Raw genomic sequence first — 19,702 nt, 5'->3', positions numbered from 1 at the left:
CTTTCATGCGTCATGGCACCGTGAAGAAGCGGGAAACCGGGGCAGCGCTAATAGTGTCGCTGGTGTTGATTGTGATGGCGCTGGTGTTATCCGTATCGTCGATGCAGTCGTCTAGGCTTGAGGAAACGATGGCCGGCAACCAGCGTGCGGCAGAGCGCGCCGCGCGTGCTGCCGAGTATGGTGCCGCCAGGGTTGTCGATATTATCCAGAGTAAGACATTTGCAGACCCGAGTTCAACGACTCTGGAGGATGAGATATTTTGTGGCACTGCGGTGAGCTCACCCTGCGTCAATGCTGGGCTGAATCAGGTAGAAGAGGGTGTTTATTACAAGGTTTCGGTTAAGGGTAATCAAGTCTATTCAACTTTTCTCGAATCGGAAGGTATTGTGTTGCCTGCTGGTGAAGATATTAGCGGGTTGAATGAAGCCGAGATTGAGGCGCTTGTAGTGGCAAAGCGCTATGTGGATTTCTCCCTTAAGCTCGAAGGGTTGGGTGAACTCGCTGCTTTCAATCCAGTCTGTACCGCCTCCTACCGCGCGACTTCGCAAGCTTCAGGTATTGATGGGGAGGAGGTGATCGAGGTGGACGGTGATCATCAACAGACATACCAGCCAGCCATTTCAACAATATCACTGGAAGAAGCTAATGAAGTCGTTGAAGGGGTGTTGGTATCTGCTGGTAACGGCTCAATATCACTGGATGCTAGCGGAACTTATGTAGACCATGATGATGTAATCTTTGTCGATGATGCCCTTGGCGGAAGGTATCATGCGCGTGAGTCCGTTGTCTCCATAGAAGGTGCTGATATTTCAGATAATTTTTATGTTGATGGCGATGACGTTGAGATTGATTATGGACGCTGTTTGAAAGCTAATGGAAAGCCAATCAATAATCCCATGTGCAGTTATAGGGGCGGTGTCTCTGCCTACGCAGGTGCTAAGATTTTCGAGCGTCCTGACGCTTTCCACAAGTTTATCGCTTCCGTTATGCGAGATCCTAGTGTGAATTTCACGACCTTTGCCGATCAGAACCTAGTCTTCGATCAGGTGCATGACTTTGAGTTCGACGATGATGATGGTGTAGGTGATGTCGAAATCGGTATCAATGTGATCACCAACGACTTGCATCGCATGCTTGCTGTGGTGGCAGAGGAGGGTTCTAGTGGGAACGACGTTATCGTTCCTGCTGCCTTCGATAGCAATCCGAGTTCGCAGGTACCATACGATTATGACTCGGATGCCGATGGGGTTGATGATTCTGTAGTGAATAAGACGGTGCTGCTCGGCGGAATTTTGTTTGACGGTGGCGCTGGCGATGATGACGTAAATGAGGTAACATTTAATTCCGCAGTTGGCTTTGTTTTTGATGAGGGTGCTATTGTTGCGACTGGAAATACAGATTATGTGTTTGCCAAGTATCCTTACCCACCCTCTAGTACGGCCAGCACCTTCCTTTCCGATTTCAATGTTACTGGCGCGGCAGACACTACGCCGGTGAAGCTATATTCTGAATATTTTCCAACATCGCAGACTCTCTTTTTTGCTGATGGCAGTAGTCCTGATGGCGTCTTCATCAGCGAGTGCGCGACTGCATCGTGTCAAGCGGCGCATTTCTATCTTGACGATACGGTCACTAATATTGCCTTTCAAGACTCCGAGATTGACTTGGATGGTGATGGCAATACTGATGATAATGGCAATGGATCCTCAAGCGACATCATAGGTGTCAAAAGGAACTGCCTAGGGTGTTCTGCTTCTCTTCCCCCGCACGCCTTGACTAGCGATGGCGATGATGGGGCCTATAGTGGTAAAGGGGGGATCCTGATCGTCGATGGGCATGCAAGATTTCCTGGTAATCCTTCGTTTAAGGGAATCATAATTACTCTGGGTGACTACTCTATCGGCGGCGGGGGCGGTGATAACTTCTATGGTGCCAGCATCGCATTTCCTTATTTTTATAATCACGAGCAAGACGCTTTCCAGTGTCAGATAATTAATGCGGAAAATAATGGCTCCGGGAATCACGACACAATTCATGCTTCGGAAGCAATTAATGTGGCCTTGAGCTTGCTTTCTGAAGAGGCCATGGAGAATTGGATCGTTGGGAACAATTCAGAACTTTATTCTTATGTGCTGGATGGATGGCGTGAGCGCCTGGTGCAGTAGTTTTTCCAATTAAGTAGAAGGCGTTTTTAACAGTCTTTATGGCCTGCTGTTGCTCTGCCGGAGTTGCTGATCACCACGTTCGCTCCGGTGGCATGTGCATGGCATATAAGAAAGGTTCCATTATGCCCCCGGCTCCATCCCGTCGACTGGAACCTCACCGGGTAATCGCGATTGAAGGTCACGCTGGGGCCGCCAGTTGGCTCCAGCACCTTCAGGATCTCGACACCGGTAAGGTCTCCCGCCGTGGCGTGGCCATCGATGATGGCGATGGGCAGTGACCAGTCGTACTTCTCGCACTTGGTAGCACTCATCGAGGCGATGGGGCAGACCGCGATCACTCGGCGGCGCGTCACCGCGGTGTTCTTGGCCAGCTGCAGCGCCGTCCGGATCCGCATCACCTCCGCCGCCACCTCGTTGCGCGCACTGAACCGCTGGAAGCTGGGTATCGCCCAGGTAAAGAGGATGGCGACGACGGCGATGGCGACGATTAGCTCGATCAGCGTCAGGCCGCCATGGCGGCGGGTGCCGTGGCAGAGTGGGGGTGCGAGGCGCATGGGGCCCTCCCGGAGATGTCTCCTTGCTCGGTGGGTGATTCTTTCACCCTAGCCAAGCCATTGGGGCCAGCCGTGCGCCTTTTCATACAGCGGATGTAGGCGAAAACCACCACGCTTATGCGTGATAGGCGAACTATTCGGTGAGGTGTCGGTGCGTGTCAGTCGCGGCGGTCGTCTTCCTCGCCGTCCGCGCCGTCATTGGTCTGTTGTTGCTCCTGCAGGTAGCGGTCGCGGTGGGCGCTGGAGCAGAACCACTCGCCCTTGTCGCGCAGGGCCTCCGCCTCGGGGACATGCACCCGGCACCAGGCGCAGCGCACCATCTGCCCGCCTTCCGGCGCGTCGTGATCGAGCCGCGCGCGGTCCAGCTTCCACTCCCGGTAGATGCGGTAGAGCTTGAGGCCGGCGAAGAACAGCACGGCGAAGATGATCAGGCGAATAATCAAGAGGTTCATCCAGGCGCTCCCAGGTGGGGTGGTCAGCTTTGCCAGTCGGCCGCCCATGCGGGACAATGAGGGCATTCATCGATTCTCGAGAGATTTCCCGACCCATGCAAGACCTGACGCTGGTGATGGCACAGCTGGACCCCCTGGTGGGGGACATTCCCGGCAACACCGAACGCGCCATCGAGGCGGTGCGCGAGGCGCGCATCGAGCATGGCGCCGACATCGTGGTGCTGCCCGAGCTGTTCCTGACCGGCTACCCGCCGGAGGACCTGCTGCTGCGCCCCTCCATGGAGACCCGCCTCCGCGCGGCGCGTACCCGCATGGCCGAGAAGGTGGTGCGCGACGTGCTGGTGATCGTCGGCTACCCCGGGCGCCGCGAGGGGCGGATCTGGAACCTGGCCGGCGCCCTCTACAACGGCGAGTGGCTGGGGGAGTACGCCAAGCAGGCGCTGCCCAACTACGAGGTGTTCGACGAGCAGCGCTACTTCGCCCGCGGCGCCGAGCCGCTGGTGCTCGACCACCAGGGTGTCAAGCTGGGCCTGCTGATCTGCGAGGACCTGTGGGAGGAGGCGCCGGCGCGCCAGGCGCGCCAGGCCGGTGCCGAGATCCTGGTCAGCCTCAACGCCTCGCCCTTCCACCAGGACAAGCCCGCCGAGCGGCTGCGGCTGCTGGAGGAGCGTGCCGCCGCGGTGGAGCTGCCCATCGTCTACGTCAACCAGATCGGCGGCCAGGACGAACTGGTGTTCGATGGCGGCTCGGCCTGCGTGGATGCCGCCGGTGAGCTCCGGGTGCAGGCGCCCCACTGGGCGGTGGGCCTGATGCCGGTGCAGTTCCTCAAGCAGCAGGGCGCCTGGGTGCCCCAGCCGGGCGAGACCGAGCCCGACGTGCCGGCGGAGGAGAACCTCTATTGCGCCCTGGTCACCGGCCTTCGCGACTACGTCAACAAGAGCGGCTTCGAGGGCGTGGTGCTTGGGCTCTCCGGCGGCATCGACTCGGCGCTGTCGCTGGCCATCGCGGTGGATGCTCTGGGCCCTCAACGGGTACAGGCGGTGATGATGCCCTACCACTACACCGCGGATATCTCCAAGGAAGACGCCGCAGAGCAAGCCGAGATGCTTGGCGTGCACTATGAGGTGATGCCCATCGAGCCCATGGTGGAGGCGTTCATGGGTACGCTCGCCAAGGCCTTCGAAGGCACCGAGCGCGATACTACCGAGGAGAACCTGCAGTCGCGCTGCCGCGGCGTGCTGCTGATGGCGATCTCCAACAAGAAGGGATTGATGGTGCTGACCACCGGCAACAAGAGCGAGATGGCGGTGGGCTACGCGACGCTCTACGGCGACATGGTGGGCGGCTACAACGCCATCAAGGATGTCTACAAGACCTGGGTCTACCGCCTGGCGCGCTGGCGCAATACCCAGTCGCCGGCGATCCCCGAGCGGGTGATCGAGCGGCCGCCCTCGGCGGAGCTGGCGCCGGACCAGCAGGACAGCGACTCGCTGCCCGACTACGACACCCTGGATGCCATCCTGGTGCGCTATATCGAGGGCGACATGAGCGCCGAGGCGATCATCGAGGCGGGCTTCGACCGCGACGACGTCTACCGGGTGGTGAAGCTGGTGGACCGCTGCGAGTACAAGCGCCGCCAGGCGCCGGTGGGCGTGCGGGTGACCCGCCGCGGCTTCGGTCGTGACCGCCGCTACCCCATCGTCAACGGCTGGCAGCCGGGGGAGTAAGGCAGCCAAGCCACCAGCGGCCAAGCCGTGCGGTAGACCACGAGACACCCCATCGGGCCAGCCCTGTGGGGTGTTTCTTTTGAGCCATCGCACATTAGCTTGAAGTAGCCGGCCTCCCGCCACGATTGCCTTCCCGCCCGTGACGTGCCGGTCCCTCAGGCCGCGTGGTGGCGCCAGGTGTTGCGCCCGCCCGCCTTGGCGCGGTACATGGCGGCGTCCGCGGCCTCCACCAGCGACTCGGCGTCCTCGCCATCCTCGGGGTAGAGGGCGATGCCCACCGAGACGCCGATGGTGATCGCCTCGCCGCGCAGCGAAAAGGGGGCGGCGAGGGCGTCGATCAGGTTGGTGGCCACGGCGATGGCGCCGGCCTCGCCGTGGCGCAGCGGCGCCAGCACCGCCACGAACTCGTCGCCGCCCAGCCGGGCGAGCAGGTCGGCCTCGCGCAGCGCCCCTTGCAGGCGCTCGGTCACCGCGCGCAGCAGGTCGTCGCCGGCGGCGTGGCCGAGGCGGTCGTTGACCTCCTTGAAGTGGTCGAGGTCGAGGAACAGCACCGCCAGCCCATGCCCCTCGCGGCGCGCAAGGCGCAGCCCTTGGGCGAGGTGCTGCTCTAGGTGCAGGCGGTTGGGCAGGCCGGTCAGCTCGTCGTGCAGGGCACGGTGCTGCACCTTCGCCTCGGCGGCCTTCAGGGCGGTGATGTCGTTGAAGATATGGATGTAGCGCAGCATCTCGCCCGCCTCGCCCCGCACCACGCTGATGGTCTGCAGCGCGGTGAGGGTGCCGCCGCCGGCGCGGCGGTAGTGCACCTCGCCCTGCCAGGCATCGCGATGGGCCAGGGTATCGCTGCCCGCGGCGAGTCTCTCGGGGGTGTCGGCCTGGGGCGCGATCAGGTCGAGCAGGGGCTGCCCCTGCACCTCCTCCGGGGCATAGCCGAGCAGCCGGGAGAAGGCCGGGTTGACGTCGATCAGGCGCTGTTCGGCGTCGGTGATGGCGATCGCCTCGTGGGCGTGACGGAAGACGCTGGCCGCCTGGCGAAGCTCCTCGTCGGTCTCGGCGAGGCGTGCCGCCTGGCGGGCGACCCGGGAGAGCAGCGGCGACAGCGCACGGCTGATGATGGCGGTACCCAGCAGCACCAGCAGGCCCACCGCCACCAGCGGCCATAGCAGCTGCTCACGGACGGCGCGCAGGATGTCGGTATCGGGCATCGCCACGGCCAGCTCCCAGTCGGGCACCTCCAGCGGTATGCGGTAGACCGTCTGGCCGCCGTCATCGGTGAGTTCGCTCACCGGTACCAGGCGGCTGCCGTCCTCGCTGACCGCCAGGTAGCGGCCGCCGGCGAGATCGACCAGATGCTGACGCACGTTGGGGCCGAAGCGCCGGCCGTCGCCGATCAGGGCGGCGAGGCGCTCGCTGTCGAAGAGCAGCAGGTCGTGGCCGATCAGCCGCCTCCCGCCGCCATGGATCGGGTGGCAACGCAGGAGCCGTAGCGGTGCCTCCAGCACCCGGGTGCCGGGGCATGCTTCTCCCCCCAGCGCTTCCGGCACCTCGCCGAGGCGGGCCACCGTCTCGCCCTGCGGTCCCAGGCGCAGCAGGCCGCGCAGGTCGCGGGCCTCGTCGAGGGCGTCGGCCAGGCGGGGTTCGGTGAAGCGGCGCAGCGCCGGCAGCGACAGCTCGCCCAGGGCGTACTGCTCCAGGCGCTGGCGGATCTCGCTGCGGCTGGTGAGCTGGCGGGCGATATCGTCATAGCGCTCGAGCTGGTGGCTCAGGGCGAGGGCCTTGGTCTCGGCCCCCAGGCGATGGGTGGTCTCGATGTCGTCCCGGGCCGCCAGGTAGAAGGGCAGGGCGGTGGCGAGCCCGGCCAGCAGCCCCGTGAGCAGGATGCCCAGGGCGGTCAGCAGGCGGATATGGCGATGCATGCGGCGGATGTGCCGCGTGGCGCGGGCGGTATCGCCTGGGCTCATGGCGGGCCTTCGGTGGGCTGCGATGCGGGTGCGAATGGCCCTCAGTATACCGAAGCCTGGCGTTGGCTGGCGCCTGTCCCTTGGTCCAGATGCCAACGGGCCCGCCAGCGTGGCTGGCGGGCCCGTCGTCTCGGGCGGTGGGCGATCAGGCGGAGATCGTCTTGCCCTCGACGTATTGCGGCTCGAAGGTGCGGCCACGCAGGCGCTCGTGGTCCGGGGCGTTGTCGATCAGCACGCGCAGCACCTCACGGGCGCGGTCGTGCATCTCCAGGCCCAGGTAGCCCTCCACCATGGTCGCCAGGGCGTCGCGGGTGGCCTGGCTCTGGGGGTAGTTCTCGATCACCCAGCGGCCGCGCTCCACGGCGGCCAGGTAGGCGCCGCGGCGCAGGTAGTAGTCGGCCACTTGCAGCTCGTGCTCCGCCAGGACGTTGCGCAGATAGACGATGCGCTGGCGGGCGTCCGGGGCGTACTGGCTATTGGGGTAGAGGCGAACCAGCTCGCGGAAGTCGGTGTAGGCGTCGCGGGAGGCGCCCAGGTCACGCTTGGAGATGTCGATCAGCTTGAGCCGCTCGAGGCTGAAGCGCCCGGCCTGCCAGGCGGCCAGGCCGCGCATGTAGAGGGCGTAGTCGGCCTGGGGGTGGCTGGGGTGCAGGCGGATGAAGCGGTTGGCCGCGGCCCGGGTCGCCTCCCAGTCGTCGATCTCGTAGTAGGCGTAGATCAGCTCCAGCTGGGCCTGCTCGGCGTGGGCGCCGAAGGGATAGCGGGTATCCAGTGCCTCGAGGCGCGAGATGGCCGCGGTGAAGTTGCCGCGATCCAGGGAGTCGCGCGCCTCCTCGTAGAGCTCGCGCTCGCCCAGGTCGGCGTATTCGGTGTTCTCCTCCAGCCCCGGCCGCGGCGGGCCGCCCTCCTCGGGGAAGACGCTGGCGTCGCTGGCATCGCGGGAGTCCTCGGCGCCGCCACCGAACAGGGAGCAGCCGGACAGCAGGCCGGCGGCCAGCAGCAGGGCCGCGAGACGGGCAGGAGTATTGGAAAGGCGCATCGTGATCCTCGTGGCAAACAACGCGGACTGGCCGTGATAGAATCGACCGAAACCCGCCCACTATAAAGCACTGCACGGCAAAACGCAGTCATCGGCGGTGCCCCGTCCCCGAACCCCGCAAACGGTCACGCTCACCCCATGTCCCAGACCCTCGAAGCACAGCAGCGCGTCCCCGATGCCATGGCCGGCCAGCGCCTGGACCAGGCGGCGGCCGAGCTCTTCGCCGACTTCTCCCGCGAGCGCCTCAAGGCGTGGATCAAGGCCGGCGAGCTGACCCTGGATGGCCAGGTGGCCAAGCCCAAGGACAAGGTCTACGGCGGCGAGTGGCTGCGCCTGGCCACCGAGGTGGAGGACGACACCCGCTTCCAGCCCGAGGATATCCCCCTCGAGGTGGTGTACGAGGATGACCAGGTGCTGGTGATCGACAAGCCCCCGGGCCTGGTGGTGCACCCGGCGGCGGGCAACCCCGACGGCACCCTGCTCAACGCGCTGCTCCATCATGACCCGGCGCTGGCGGCGGTGCCCCGGGCGGGTATCGTCCACCGCCTGGACAAGGACACCAGCGGGCTGATGGTGGTGGCCAGGACCCTGGCCGCCCAGACGGCGCTGGTGGAGCAGCTCCAGGCGCGCACGGTGTCGCGGGAGTACGACGCCATCTGCGTGGGGGTGATGACCGCCGGCGGCACCGTGGACGCCCCCATCGGGCGCCACCCCAAGGATCGCAAGCGCCAGGCGGTGACCGCCTCCGGCAAGCCGGCGGTGACCCACTACCGGGTGGTGGAGCGCTTCCGCGCCCATACCCATGTGCGCTGCCGCCTGGAGACCGGGCGCACCCACCAGATCCGCGTCCACCTGGCGCACCTGCGCTACCCGCTGGTGGGAGACCCGGTCTATGGCGGCCGCCTCAAGCTGCCCGCCGGCGCCTCGTCGACCCTCAAGGAGATCCTGCGCGACTTCCCGCGCCAGGCCCTGCATGCCCGCAAGCTGGCCTTCGTGCATCCGGGCAGCGGCGAGACGGTGAGCTTCCGCGCGGCACTGCCCGACGACCTGCTGATGCTGCTGGACTACCTGCGCGACGACAGCGAGACGATGCGCTGACGAGGAGCCGACCATGAGCGATGCGCCCGACCTGCGTCCCACCCTGATCCTGCCCGACTGGCCGGCGCCGACCTCGGTGGGTGCCTTCGTCACCACCCGAGAGACGGGGCCGAGCCAGGGTGATTTCGCCTGCTTCAACCCCGCCGACCATGTCGGCGACAACCCCGACCACGTGGCGCTCTGCCGGCGGCTGCTGGAGAAGCAGGTCGACGGCGAGCGCCCGCTGCTGTGGCTCAACCAGGTGCACGGCGCCCGGGTGCAGCAGGCCCTCGCGGCCGAGCCCCCCGAGGCGGATGCCGCCGTGGCGGTGAACCGTGACTACGCCTGCGTGGTGCTCACCGCCGACTGCCTGCCGGTGTTCCTCTGCGACCGCCGTGGTGAGCGGGTGGCGGTGGCCCACGCCGGCTGGCGCGGCCTGGCCGGCGGGGTGCTGGAGGCGACGGTGGCCGCGCTGGGCGTGCCGCCGGAGGAGCAGCTCGCCTGGCTGGGCCCGGCGATCTCCAACGCCCAGTTCGAGGTGGGACCCGAGGTCTACCAGGCCTTCGTCGGCGTCCATCCCGAGGCCGTCGAGGCCTTCGACCCCAGCCCCTACCGCCTGGGCCACTACATGGCCGACCTCTACCGCCTGGCGCGCCTGCGCCTCGAGCGCTTGGGCGTCTCGCACATCAGCGGCGGCCACTTCTGCACCGCCTGCGAACCGCGCTTCTACTCCCACCGCCGCGACGACGGCCGCACCGGCCGCATGGCCAGCGTGATCTGGCTGCGCTAGCCCCTTTCTCCGTTGATCCTCGTCAACTTGCCGCGCGCTTCCTCTGGCGGCCGACTTGAAACCCGGCCAGCCTGACGCCATTGAAGGTGTCAAGACATTCACAGGGTCAAGCGGGGCGTCCGAGCGCCTCGCCATCCCGATGGAGGAAGCTTTCATGCGTTTCGACAAGTTCACCGCCAAGCTGCAGAACGCCGTGGCCGACGCCCAGTCCCTGGCCGTGGGTCGCGGGCATAACCAGCTGGAACCGGGCCACCTACTGCTGGCGCTGCTGGATGCCACCGACACCGGCGTCAAGGCGCTGGTGCAGAAGGCCGGGGGCGACGCCGCCCGCCTGCGTGATGGCCTGGTGGGGCACCTCGATGACCTGCCGACGGTCGCCCACTTCGACGGTGAGGTGCAGCCCTCCCGCGACCTGATCAAGCTCTTCAACCTCACCGACCGCGAGGCCCAGAAGCGCGGCGACCAGTACATCGCAAGCGAACTGGTGTTGCTGGCCGCGCTGGAGATGGGCCATGCGGTGAGCAAGCTGCTCAAGCAGGCCGGTGTCACCCGCCAGTCGCTGGAGGGCGCCATCGAGGGCGTGCGCGGCGGGACGAAGGTCGACGACCCCAACGCCGAGGAGCAGCGCGAGGCGCTGGAGAAGTACACCTTGGACCTCACCGAGCGCGCCGCCAGCGGCAAGCTCGACCCGGTGATCGGCCGCGACGACGAGATCCGTCGCACCATCCAGGTGCTGCAGCGGCGCACCAAGAACAACCCGGTGCTGATCGGCGAGCCCGGCGTGGGCAAGACCGCCATCGTCGAGGGGCTGGCCCAGCGCATCGTCGACGGCGAGGTGCCGGAGGGCCTCAAGGACAAGCGCGTGCTGTCGCTGGACATGGGCTCGCTGCTGGCCGGGGCCAAGTTCCGCGGCGAGTTCGAGGAGCGCCTCAAGGCGGTGCTCAAGGAGCTGGCCGAGGAGGAGGGCCGGGTGATCCTGTTCATCGACGAGCTGCACACCATGGTCGGCGCGGGCAAGGCCGAGGGTGCCATGGACGCCGGCAACATGTTGAAGCCCGCCCTGGCCCGCGGCGAGCTGCACTGCGTAGGCGCCACCACCCTCGACGAGTATCGCCAGTACATCGAGAAGGATGCCGCCCTGGAGCGCCGCTTCCAGAAGGTGCTGGTGGATGAGCCCTCCGAGGAGGACACCGTGGCGATCCTGCGTGGCCTCAAGGAGCGCTACGAGGTGCACCACAAGGTCGACATCACCGACGGCGCCATCATCGCCGCGGCCAAGCTCTCGACCCGCTACATCACCGACCGCCAGCTGCCCGACAAGGCGATCGACCTGATCGACGAGGCCTCCTCGCGCATCCGCATGGAGCTCGACTCCAAGCCCGAGGAGATGGACCGCCTCGACCGCCGGCTGATCCAGCTGAAGATGGAGCGCGAGCACCTTAAGAAGGAGACCGACGAGGCTTCGAAGAAGCGCCTGGAGAGCCTGCAGGAACAGATCGACGAGCTCGAGCGCGAGTACGCCGACCTCGAGGAGATCTGGAAGGCCGAGAAGGCCAGCATCCAGGGCGCCGGGCAGTTCAAGGAGGAGCTCGAGCGCGCCCGCATCGAACTGGAGCAGGCCAAGCGCCAGGGGGACCTGGGGCGCATGTCCGAGCTGCAGTACGGGGTGATCCCGGAGCTGGAGAAGAAGATCGCCGAGGCCAGCGAGGCAGAGGCCGATACCTCCAAGCACACCCTGCTGCGCTCCAATGTCACCGAGGAGGAGATCGCCGAGGTGGTCTCCCGCTGGACCGGCATCCCGGTGGCCAAGATGCTCGAGGGCGAGCGCGACAAGCTGTTGCGCATGGAGCAGGCGCTCCACGAGCGGGTGATCGGCCAGGAGGAGGCGGTCACCGCGGTGGCCAACGCCGTACGCCGCTCCCGCGCGGGCCTCGCCGACCCCAACCGGCCCAACGGCTCCTTCCTGTTCCTCGGCCCGACCGGGGTGGGCAAGACCGAGCTTTGCAAGGCGCTGGCCAACTTCCTCTTCGACACCGAGGAGGCGATGGTGCGCATCGACATGTCGGAGTTCATGGAGAAGCACTCCGTGGCGCGGCTGATCGGTGCCCCGCCCGGCTACGTGGGCTACGAGGAGGGCGGCTACCTGACCGAGGCGGTGCGCCGCAAGCCCTACTCGGTGCTGCTGCTCGACGAGGTGGAGAAGGCTCACCCGGATGTCTTCAACATCCTGCTGCAGGTGCTGGAGGACGGCCGCCTCACCGACGGCCAGGGACGCACCGTGGACTTCCGCAACACGGTGATCGTGATGACCTCCAACATGGGCTCCGACATCATCCAGCGCATGGGCGGCGACGACACCCATTACGAGGAGATGAAGAACGCCGTGATGGAGGTGGTCGGCAGCCACTTCCGCCCCGAGCTGATCAACCGCATCGACGAGGTGGTGGTGTTCCACGCCCTGGCCCAGGAGCAGATCCAGGCCATCGCCGGCATCCAGCTCGACCGCCTGCGGGCGCGCCTGGCCGAGCATGAGCTCTCCCTCGAGGTCAGCGATGAGGCCATGGCCCAGCTCGCCGTGGTGGGCTTCGACCCGGTGTTCGGTGCCCGGCCGCTCAAGCGGGCGATCCAGGCCCGCATCGAGAACCCCCTGGCCCAGGACCTGCTGGCCGGCAAGTTCTCACCGGGCGATGTCATCCGGGTCGAGGCCGAGGAGGGCAAGCTGGTCTTCCGCCGCGACTGAGCCCGCTTGCCAGCGTGGGGCCGTTACCATCGCGAGGCTGTGCCCACCCGGGCGTCGCGCCCGGGTGGGCCCCACGCCCCCACGCCTTCCCGTCTACACTGAATCTAGGTTGCGTCCTGTAACCCCCCTTGCCCGCCCGGCGACCCGCCCGGCGGGTTCTTTTTGGCCCCGGTTCCCGCCGCCCCGGTTGACACCCTTGCCGCGCTAATGGAATCTTCACCGGTATCCTGATTGCGGGCGCGGACCCAGCGGGCAACCCCCCATCTCCGCGTGACGGGTAGGCCGCACGGCCTCTACCCGCCGAAGGACGTCCGGCTCCGGGCCAACCGCCCGGGTCGACCAATGCCCCGACGCGGCGAACTGCCGCATGAGAGTGCAGGCCCCAACAGGGCTTCTTGCCAGGGTTTGGCATCAGGTGCCGGCAACGGCCGGCAGCGGCATACCGCCGCACTCGACGCCGCGCTCGCACGGGCGCGGATCGCACTCGAGACCTCCAGGGGAGAAAAACACGTGGAATTGCTTTCCGGCGCGGACATGATCGCCCGCTTCCTGCAGGATGAGGGCGTCGAATACATCTACGGCTATCCCGGCGGGGCGGCGCTGCACATCTACGACGCCCTCTTCCGCCAGGACAAGGTCAAGCACATCCTGGTGCGCCACGAGCAGGCCGCCACCCATGCCGCCGACGGCTATGCGCGCGCCTCGGGCAAGCCCGGCGTGGTGCTGGTGACCTCCGGCCCCGGCGCCACCAACGCCGTCACCGGCATCGCCACCGCCTACATGGACTCGATCCCGATGGTGGTGCTGTGCGGCCAGGTGATGAGCCACCTGATCGGCGACGACGCCTTCCAGGAGACCGACATCGTCGGCGTGACCCGGCCGATCGTGAAGCACAGCTTCTCGATCCGCCATCCCAGCGAGATCCCGGAGGTCCTCAAGAAGGCCTTCTATCTCGCCTCCACCGGTCGTCCCGGCCCGGTGGTGGTGGACATTCCCAAGGACATGACCGCCCCCACCGAGCGCTACGAGTACGTCTACCCGAAGAAGGTCAAGATGCGCTCGTACAACCCGGTCAGCCGCGGCCATACCGGCCAGATCAAGAAGGCCGTGGAGATGATGCTCAAGGCCAAGCGGCCGGTGTTCTACACCGGCGGCGGCGTGGTCACCGGGCGGGCCAGCGAGGGGCTGACCGACCTGGTCAAGCGCCTGGGCTACCCCATCACTACCACCCTGATGGGCATCGGGGCCTACCCGCAGAGCGACCGCCAGTGCCTGGGCTGGCTGGGCATGCACGGCTCCTATGAATCCAACATGGCCATGCACCATGCCGACCTGGTGATCGCCATCGGCGCGCGCTTCGACGACCGCGTCACCAACAACACCTCCAAGTTTTGTCCCACCGCCAAGGTGATCCACGTCGACATCGACCCGAGCTCGGTCTCCAAGACGGTGCGCGCCGACGTGCCCATCGTGGGCCCGGCGGGCAGCGTGATCAGCGAGATGATCAGCCTGGTGCAGGGCAAGGAGCCGGCCAACCCCGAAGCCCTCGCGGAGTGGTGGCAGAAGATCGACGGCTGGCGCGAGGAGCGCGTGGGCAAGCTCTACGAGCCCTCCAGGCCCGGCGAGGCGATCAAGCCGCAGGAGGTGATCGAGTCGCTGTGCCGTGCCACCCGCGGCGAGGCCTACGTCACCACCGACGTCGGCCAGCACCAGATGTTCGCGGCCCAGTACTACAAGTTCGACAAGCCCAACCGCTTCATCACCTCCGGAGGGCTCGGCACCATGGGCTTCGGCTTCCCGGCGGCCATGGGCATCAAGCAGAACTTCCCCGAGGAGCAGGTGGTCTGCGTCACCGGCGAGGGCAGCTTCCAGATGATGATGCAGGAGCTCTCCACCTGTAAGCAGTTCGGTGGCGGCGTGAAGATCATCAACCTCAACAACGCCTCGCTGGGCATGGTGCGCCAGTGGCAGGACCTCAACTACAAGTCGCGTCATGCGCACTCCTACATGGAGTCGCTGCCGGACTTCCAGAAGCTGATCGAGTCGTATGGCTTTACCGCGCTGAAGGTCGAGACCCTCGACGAGCTCGAGCCGGCCATGGAGCGTTTCCTGGCCGACAAGCACGAGCTGGTCTTCCTCGACGTGGCGGTCGACCCGCACGAGCACGTCTATCCGATGCAGGTGCCCCTGGGCTCCATGCGTGACATGCTGCTTTCCAAGACGGAGCGGACCTGATGCGCCATATCATCTCGATTCTGATGGAAAACGAACCGGGCGCCCTGTCTCGCGTGGTGGGGCTCTTCTCGCAGCGCAACTTCAACATCGAGACGCTCAACGTAGCGCCCACCGAGGATCCCACCCTGTCGCGGCTGACGGTGACCACCGTGGGTGACGACCGGGTGATCGAGCAGATCACCAAGCACCTCAACAAGCTGATCGACGTGGTCAAGCTGGTGGACCTCACCGAGGGCAACCACATCGAGCGCGAGCTGATGCTGGTAAAGGTCAAGGCGCTGGGCTCGACCCGCGACGAGGTCAAGCGCACCGCGGATATCTTCCGCGCGCAGATCGTCGACGTGACGCCGAGCCTGTTCACGGTGCAGATCACCGGCGACGCCGGCAAGCTCGACGCCTTCCTGCAGGCCATGGAGCCGGTGGGGGTGCTCGAGGTGGCCCGCACCGGGGTGTCGGGGATCGCTCGTGGCGACAAGGTGCTGTCCCTTTGATTTACTACTGCGCTCGATATCTCGGTCGCCGGCGGTGTCGAGGCGTCGAACCGTCACAATCCTCATTGAGCGGCCAGTCAACTCCGGTTGCTGCGCTCCGGCGGCGACCGACCTATCTTCGCTCGTGACGTAAATCTTTGCCCGTACTGCATGATCAATAAGGCCGCCCCTCGGGGCGGCCTTATTACGTCTGGCCTCGGCTCAGCGCTCCACCACCTCGTCCCAGAGCGCCCGGATCAGCGGGCTTCTCAGCCGCCGCTCCAGCACGCAGAGGCCGACGTCGTAGTGGGGCAGCTCCGGCTTCACCGGCAGGATGCGCACCCGCTCGCGCAGCGGGCTGTTGTCCAGCACGATCTTCGGCACCACGCCGATGCCGAAGCCCAGCCCCACCATGCTGACGATCGCCTCGTGGCCGGCCACCTGGGCGTAGATCCGCGGCGCCACCCCCAGCGCCCGGAACCAGGTGTCGGCGTAGCTGCGCGACAGCCCCGCCTCGGAGAGGATCATCGGGACCTCGCGCCACTGCTCGGCGCGGGGCGACTCCGGGGTGGGCGGGATCCAGTCCGGCGTCTCCCGCGGGGCGATGAACACCAGCGGCGCCCGGGTCAGCGACTTGAAGGCTAGCGCCTCCGGGGTCTGGCGTGGCCGCGGGGTGATCGCCATGTCCTCGTCGCCGCCCAGCACGCGATTCATCGCCTCGGCGGGGTCGCCGGTGTGCAGCTTGAGCTCGATGCCGGGGTGGCGGCTACGGAACTCGCTGAGCAGCTCGTAGAGGAAGCTGTAGCTGGCGGTGACCGAGCAGTAGACGCTGATCTCGCCGGTCAGGCGGCGTGCCTCGCTCATCAGCGACAGGCGCAGCTCCTCCCAGCGCTCCAGGGTCTCCCGGGCGAAGTGCTGGAAGGTCTCCCCCTGGCGGGTAAGGGCGACATGGCGGTTGTCGCGCTCGAACAGCGTGACCCCCAGGCTCTCCTCCAGCTGGCGGATGGTGCGCGAGAGGGTGGAGGGGCTGACGTGGCACGCCTCACTGGCGCGGCCGAAGTGCAGGGTGTCGGCCAGGGCGAGGAACTGGGTGAGGGAGCGGGTATCCATGGCGGGATTATTTCATATCGTGGCATGTGATGTTGCAAATATCGCGTTTTACGCAATGGGAGCGCCGGCGTATGGTGGAGGCCAACCACGAACCCAGCCCCGCGGCAGACGGGGCGGGTGGCCATCGACGCTGACACGACGCCTCACCCCAATGATCCAGGAGCACGACATGCGCGTTTACTACGACAAGGACTGCGACCTCTCCCTCATCCAGGGCAAGAAGGTCACCATCGTGGGCTACGGTTCCCAGGGCCACGCCCACGCCAACAACCTCAAGGAGTCCGGCGTCGACGTCACCGTCGCCCTGCGCCAGGGTTCCTCCTCCGCCGCCAAGGCGGAAGGTGCCGGCCTCAAGGTCGCGTCCGTCGAGGAGGCGTGCAAGAGCGCCGACGTGGTGATGATCCTGGCCCCCGACGAGAACCAGAAGGCGATCTACGAGAACCAGGTCGAGCCGAACCTCAAGGAGGGCGCGACCCTGGCCTTCGCCCACGGCTTCAACATCCACTACAACCAGATCGAGCCGCGCAAGGATCTGGACGTGGTGATGATCGCGCCCAAGGCCCCGGGCCACACCGTGCGCTCCGAGTTCGTTCGCGGCGGCGGCATCCCCGACCTGATCGCCATCCACCAGGACGCCACCGGCAACGCCAAGGAACTCTCCCTTTCCTACGCGGCGGCCATCGGCGGCGGTCGCAGCGGCATCATCGAGACCACCTTCAAGGACGAGACCGAGACCGACCTCTTCGGCGAGCAGGCCGTGCTGTGCGGCGGCGCCGTGGAGCTGGTCAAGGCCGGCTTCGAGACCCTCACCGAGGCGGGTTACGCCCCGGAGATGGCCTACTTCGAGTGCCTGCACGAGCTCAAGCTGATCGTCGACCTGATGTACGAGGGCGGCATCGCCAACATGAACTACTCCATCTCCAATAACGCGGAGTATGGCGAGTACGTGACCGGCACCGAGGTGATCAACGAGCAGTCCCGCGAGGCCATGCGCAACGCCCTGAAGCGCATCCAGACCGGTGAGTACGCCAAGATGTTCATCAACGAGGGCAACAGCAACTACCCCTCCATGACCGCACGTCGCCGCCTCAACGCCGAGCACGAGATCGAGCAGGTGGGTGCCAAGCTGCGCGGCATGATGCCGTGGATCGCCGCCAACCAGCTGGTGGACAAGAGCAAGAACTGATCGGGTCGATGACTCGAGAAGAGGACCAGGGGCGCGGACAACCGCGCCCCTGGTCGTTTCCGGGGTGTGGCGCGTGGCGTGGCCGGCTTTGCGCCCATGGGGGACCGTGCAAGAATGGCCCCATGATTTCCAGGCAACGGATGAGACGATGAGTCAGGATCCCCGCAACAACGAGCACGCTGCGTCGCCCCAGGGCGAGGGCCCGTCACCGGCGGAGGCGCCGCCGGAGGAGGACCTGGCGGCGGCCTTCCTGCGCGAGACCGAGGTGATCGAGGAGGCGGAGGAGGATGGCCGCACCGTCAGGCGCAAGGGCATCTACCTGCTGCCCAACCTCTTCACCACCTCGGCGCTGTTCGCCGGCTTCTTCGCGGTGGTGGCCGGCATCAATGGCGACTTCACCGCCGCCTCGGTGGCGATCTTCATCGCCATGGTGCTCGACGGCCTCGACGGTCGCGTGGCGCGGCTGACCAATACCCAGAGCGCCTTCGGCGCCGAGTACGACAGCCTCTCCGACATGCTCTCCTTCGGCGTGGCCCCGGCGCTGGTGGCCTTCACCTGGATCCTCCAGGACATCGGCAAGACCGGCTGGGTGGTGGCCTTCCTCTACGTGGCCTGCGCCGCCCTGCGCCTGGCGCGCTTCAATGTGCAGATCGGCAGCGTCGACAAGAAGTGGTTCATCGGCCTGCCGAGCCCCTCGGCGGCGGCGCTGGTGGCGGCCAGTGTCTGGACCTTCCACAGCTTCGATGCCGAGGCCTTCGGCTTCAAGCTGCTGATGCTGGTGATCGTGGGCGCCGCCGGGGTGCTGATGGTCAGCAATATCCGCTACTACAGCTTCAAGGATATCGACCTCAAGGGGCCCGTGCCCTTCGTGGTGCTGCTGGCCATCGTGCTGGGCTTCGTGGTGATCAGCCTGGAGCCCTCGGTGATGCTGCTGCTGCTGTTCGGTACCTATGTAGCCTCCGGGCCGGTGCTGGCGACGATGCGCAAGCTCAGGCACCGGTCCGAGCCCTGAACCTGCCCTCTACTGTTCCACGACGCCCGCCCCGCGCGGGCGTCGTCGTCTCTGCGCGGCGTGTCAGCGGGGCAGGCTCGGACACGCCATCTTCACCCTTCGGCCAGGGTCCTGAAACTTTTTTACCGACGGGGCTTGCGCCGGCGGCTCCGGGCCCGTAAAGTACGCATCCGCTGCCGGCGACGGGCCAACGTTGCTAGCGGTGGAAGTGGCAGAAGTGACTGTTCTGCTTGGGGTTTTTCGAAACGCTTCGGAATATCTCGCTTGACAGTCGCCGCGGATTCGGTAGAATGCGCGCCACGCCTTACGGAGTTCCTCGGGAGTTTCGGTCGCCCGCCTCTCAAAGGCGAGGCGGTCAGCAGGATCGGCAAGCACGCTTCGCCGCTCACTGCTTGACACGCCGCGGCGACACGGTAGAATACGCCTTCCTCGCAGGGCGCCGACGACGCGACAGGGTTGTGACGACGGCAAGCGAGATGCTCCGCTCCTTAGAGATTGGAGCCGCTCTTTAACAATCGATCAGGTAATTCATGTGGGCGCTTGTCGATGGTGCGGTGATCATGTCACGTATCATCAAGGCAAGCGACTCGTCAAACGAGACGTTTGAACCTTGAGCCAAGTTTGGTCCGCTTAACGGACTTATGATCTTAAACTGAAGAGTTTGATCATGGCTCAGATTGAACGCTGGCGGCAGGCCTAACACATGCAAGTCGAGCGGAAACGATCCTAGCTTGCTAGGAGGCGTCGAGCGGCGGACGGGTGAGTAACGCATAGGAATCTGCCCGGTAGTGGGGGATAACCTGGGGAAACCCAGGCTAATACCGCATACGTCCTACGGGGGAAAGCAGGGGCTCTTCGGACCTTGCGCTATCGGATGAGCCTATGTCGGATTAGCTGGTTGGTGAGGTAATGGCTCACCAAGGCGACGATCCGTAGCTGGTCTGAGAGGATGATCAGCCACATCGGGACTGAGACACGGCCCGAACTCCTACGGGAGGCAGCAGTGGGGAATATTGGACAATGGGCGCAAGCCTGATCCAGCCATGCCGCGTGTGTGAAGAAGGCCTTCGGGTTGTAAAGCACTTTCAGTGGGGAAGAAATCCTCGGGGCTAATACCCTCGAGGGAGGACATCACCCACAGAAGAAGCACCGGCTAACTCCGTGCCAGCAGCCGCGGTAATACGGAG

General features: G+C 65.6%; 14 protein-coding genes and 1 rRNA gene. 10 read left to right on the top strand and 5 right to left on the bottom strand.

The annotated features are described in order from the left end of the window. Window positions 1–5 precede the first annotated feature (5 nt). Window positions 6–2,165, top strand: coding sequence for a pilus assembly PilX family protein (locus BLP95_RS16765; protein ID WP_143004436.1), 2,160 nt, complete (start codon window positions 6–8; stop codon window positions 2,163–2,165). Between the two features lie 26 nt (window positions 2,166–2,191). Here BLP95_RS16765 and BLP95_RS14980 read toward each other — a convergent pair whose 3' ends face one another. Continuing rightward, the gene (locus BLP95_RS14980; RefSeq protein WP_089680879.1) at window positions 2,192–2,719 is read right to left on the bottom strand and encodes a GspH/FimT family pseudopilin; all 528 of its coding nucleotides are present in this window, start codon (window positions 2,717–2,719) and stop codon (window positions 2,192–2,194) included. Between the two features lie 158 nt (window positions 2,720–2,877). After that, window positions 2,878–3,171 carry a PP0621 family protein gene (locus tag BLP95_RS14975; protein ID WP_089680787.1) on the bottom strand — a complete coding sequence of 98 codons (294 nt, stop codon included), beginning with the start codon at window positions 3,169–3,171 and terminating at the stop codon, window positions 2,878–2,880. 95 nt (window positions 3,172–3,266) lie between these two features. Between BLP95_RS14975 and BLP95_RS14970 the strand changes: the two genes are divergently transcribed. Further along, window positions 3,267–4,898, top strand: a complete 1,632-nt coding sequence (locus tag BLP95_RS14970) for an NAD+ synthase (RefSeq protein ID WP_089680785.1) — start codon at window positions 3,267–3,269, stop codon at window positions 4,896–4,898. Between the two features lie 155 nt (window positions 4,899–5,053). On the opposite strand, the gene BLP95_RS14965 is transcribed toward BLP95_RS14970, so the two are convergent. Both BLP95_RS14965 and BLP95_RS14960 read right to left on the bottom strand, forming a co-directional pair. Beyond that, window positions 5,054–6,856, bottom strand: coding sequence for a sensor domain-containing diguanylate cyclase (locus BLP95_RS14965; RefSeq protein ID WP_089680784.1), 1,803 nt, complete (start codon window positions 6,854–6,856; stop codon window positions 5,054–5,056). A 145-nt stretch (window positions 6,857–7,001) separates the two neighbouring features. Next, window positions 7,002–7,895, bottom strand: coding sequence for an outer membrane protein assembly factor BamD (locus BLP95_RS14960; RefSeq protein WP_089680781.1), 894 nt, complete (start codon window positions 7,893–7,895; stop codon window positions 7,002–7,004). Between the two features lie 138 nt (window positions 7,896–8,033). On the opposite strand from BLP95_RS14960, the gene rluD reads away from it, so the two are divergent. The 5 genes from rluD (at window position 8,034) to ilvN (ending at window position 15,228) form a co-directional block, all read left to right on the top strand. After that, on the top strand, window positions 8,034–8,993 hold the full coding sequence (rluD, locus tag BLP95_RS14955; RefSeq protein WP_089680780.1) for a 23S rRNA pseudouridine(1911/1915/1917) synthase RluD: 960 nt from the start codon (window positions 8,034–8,036) through the stop codon (window positions 8,991–8,993). Window positions 8,994–9,006: 13 nt separating this feature from the next. After that, the gene (gene pgeF / locus BLP95_RS14950) at window positions 9,007–9,762 is read left to right on the top strand and encodes a peptidoglycan editing factor PgeF (RefSeq protein ID WP_089680777.1); all 756 of its coding nucleotides are present in this window, start codon (window positions 9,007–9,009) and stop codon (window positions 9,760–9,762) included. 154 nt (window positions 9,763–9,916) lie between these two features. Continuing rightward, a complete protein-coding gene (gene clpB, locus BLP95_RS14945; RefSeq protein WP_089680776.1) occupies window positions 9,917–12,502 on the top strand; it encodes an ATP-dependent chaperone ClpB in 2,586 nt (861 codons plus the stop codon). A gap of 510 nt (window positions 12,503–13,012) precedes the next feature. Further along, the gene (locus BLP95_RS14940) at window positions 13,013–14,737 is read left to right on the top strand and encodes an acetolactate synthase 3 large subunit (protein ID WP_089680774.1); all 1,725 of its coding nucleotides are present in this window, start codon (window positions 13,013–13,015) and stop codon (window positions 14,735–14,737) included. Beyond that, on the top strand, window positions 14,737–15,228 hold the full coding sequence (ilvN, locus tag BLP95_RS14935; RefSeq protein ID WP_089680772.1) for an acetolactate synthase small subunit: 492 nt from the start codon (window positions 14,737–14,739) through the stop codon (window positions 15,226–15,228). The genes BLP95_RS14940 and ilvN overlap by 1 nt, the downstream gene beginning before the upstream one ends. Before the next feature lie 201 nt (window positions 15,229–15,429). Here ilvN and ilvY read toward each other — a convergent pair whose 3' ends face one another. Further along, the gene (gene ilvY / locus BLP95_RS14930) at window positions 15,430–16,317 is read right to left on the bottom strand and encodes an HTH-type transcriptional activator IlvY (protein WP_089680770.1); all 888 of its coding nucleotides are present in this window, start codon (window positions 16,315–16,317) and stop codon (window positions 15,430–15,432) included. Here ilvY and ilvC point away from each other — a divergent pair. From ilvC to BLP95_RS14915, 3 genes are all read left to right on the top strand, one after another. Next, window positions 16,211–17,503: a ketol-acid reductoisomerase gene (ilvC, locus tag BLP95_RS14925; protein WP_342670391.1), complete on the top strand. Its 1,293-nt coding sequence runs from the start codon at window positions 16,211–16,213 to the stop codon at window positions 17,501–17,503. The genes ilvY and ilvC overlap by 107 nt on opposite strands. A gap of 148 nt (window positions 17,504–17,651) precedes the next feature. Beyond that, window positions 17,652–18,515 carry a CDP-diacylglycerol--serine O-phosphatidyltransferase gene (gene pssA / locus BLP95_RS14920; protein ID WP_089680766.1) on the top strand — a complete coding sequence of 288 codons (864 nt, stop codon included), beginning with the start codon at window positions 17,652–17,654 and terminating at the stop codon, window positions 18,513–18,515. A 649-nt stretch (window positions 18,516–19,164) separates the two neighbouring features. Next, window positions 19,165–19,702 (top strand): 16S ribosomal RNA (locus BLP95_RS14915); the annotation flags it as partial.

It is taken from the genome of Halomonas shengliensis, assembly GCF_900104135.1.
Taxonomy (GTDB): Bacteria; Pseudomonadota; Gammaproteobacteria; order Pseudomonadales; family Halomonadaceae; genus Halomonas; species Halomonas shengliensis.
This window is presented reverse-complemented; position numbering and strand designations above follow the sequence as displayed.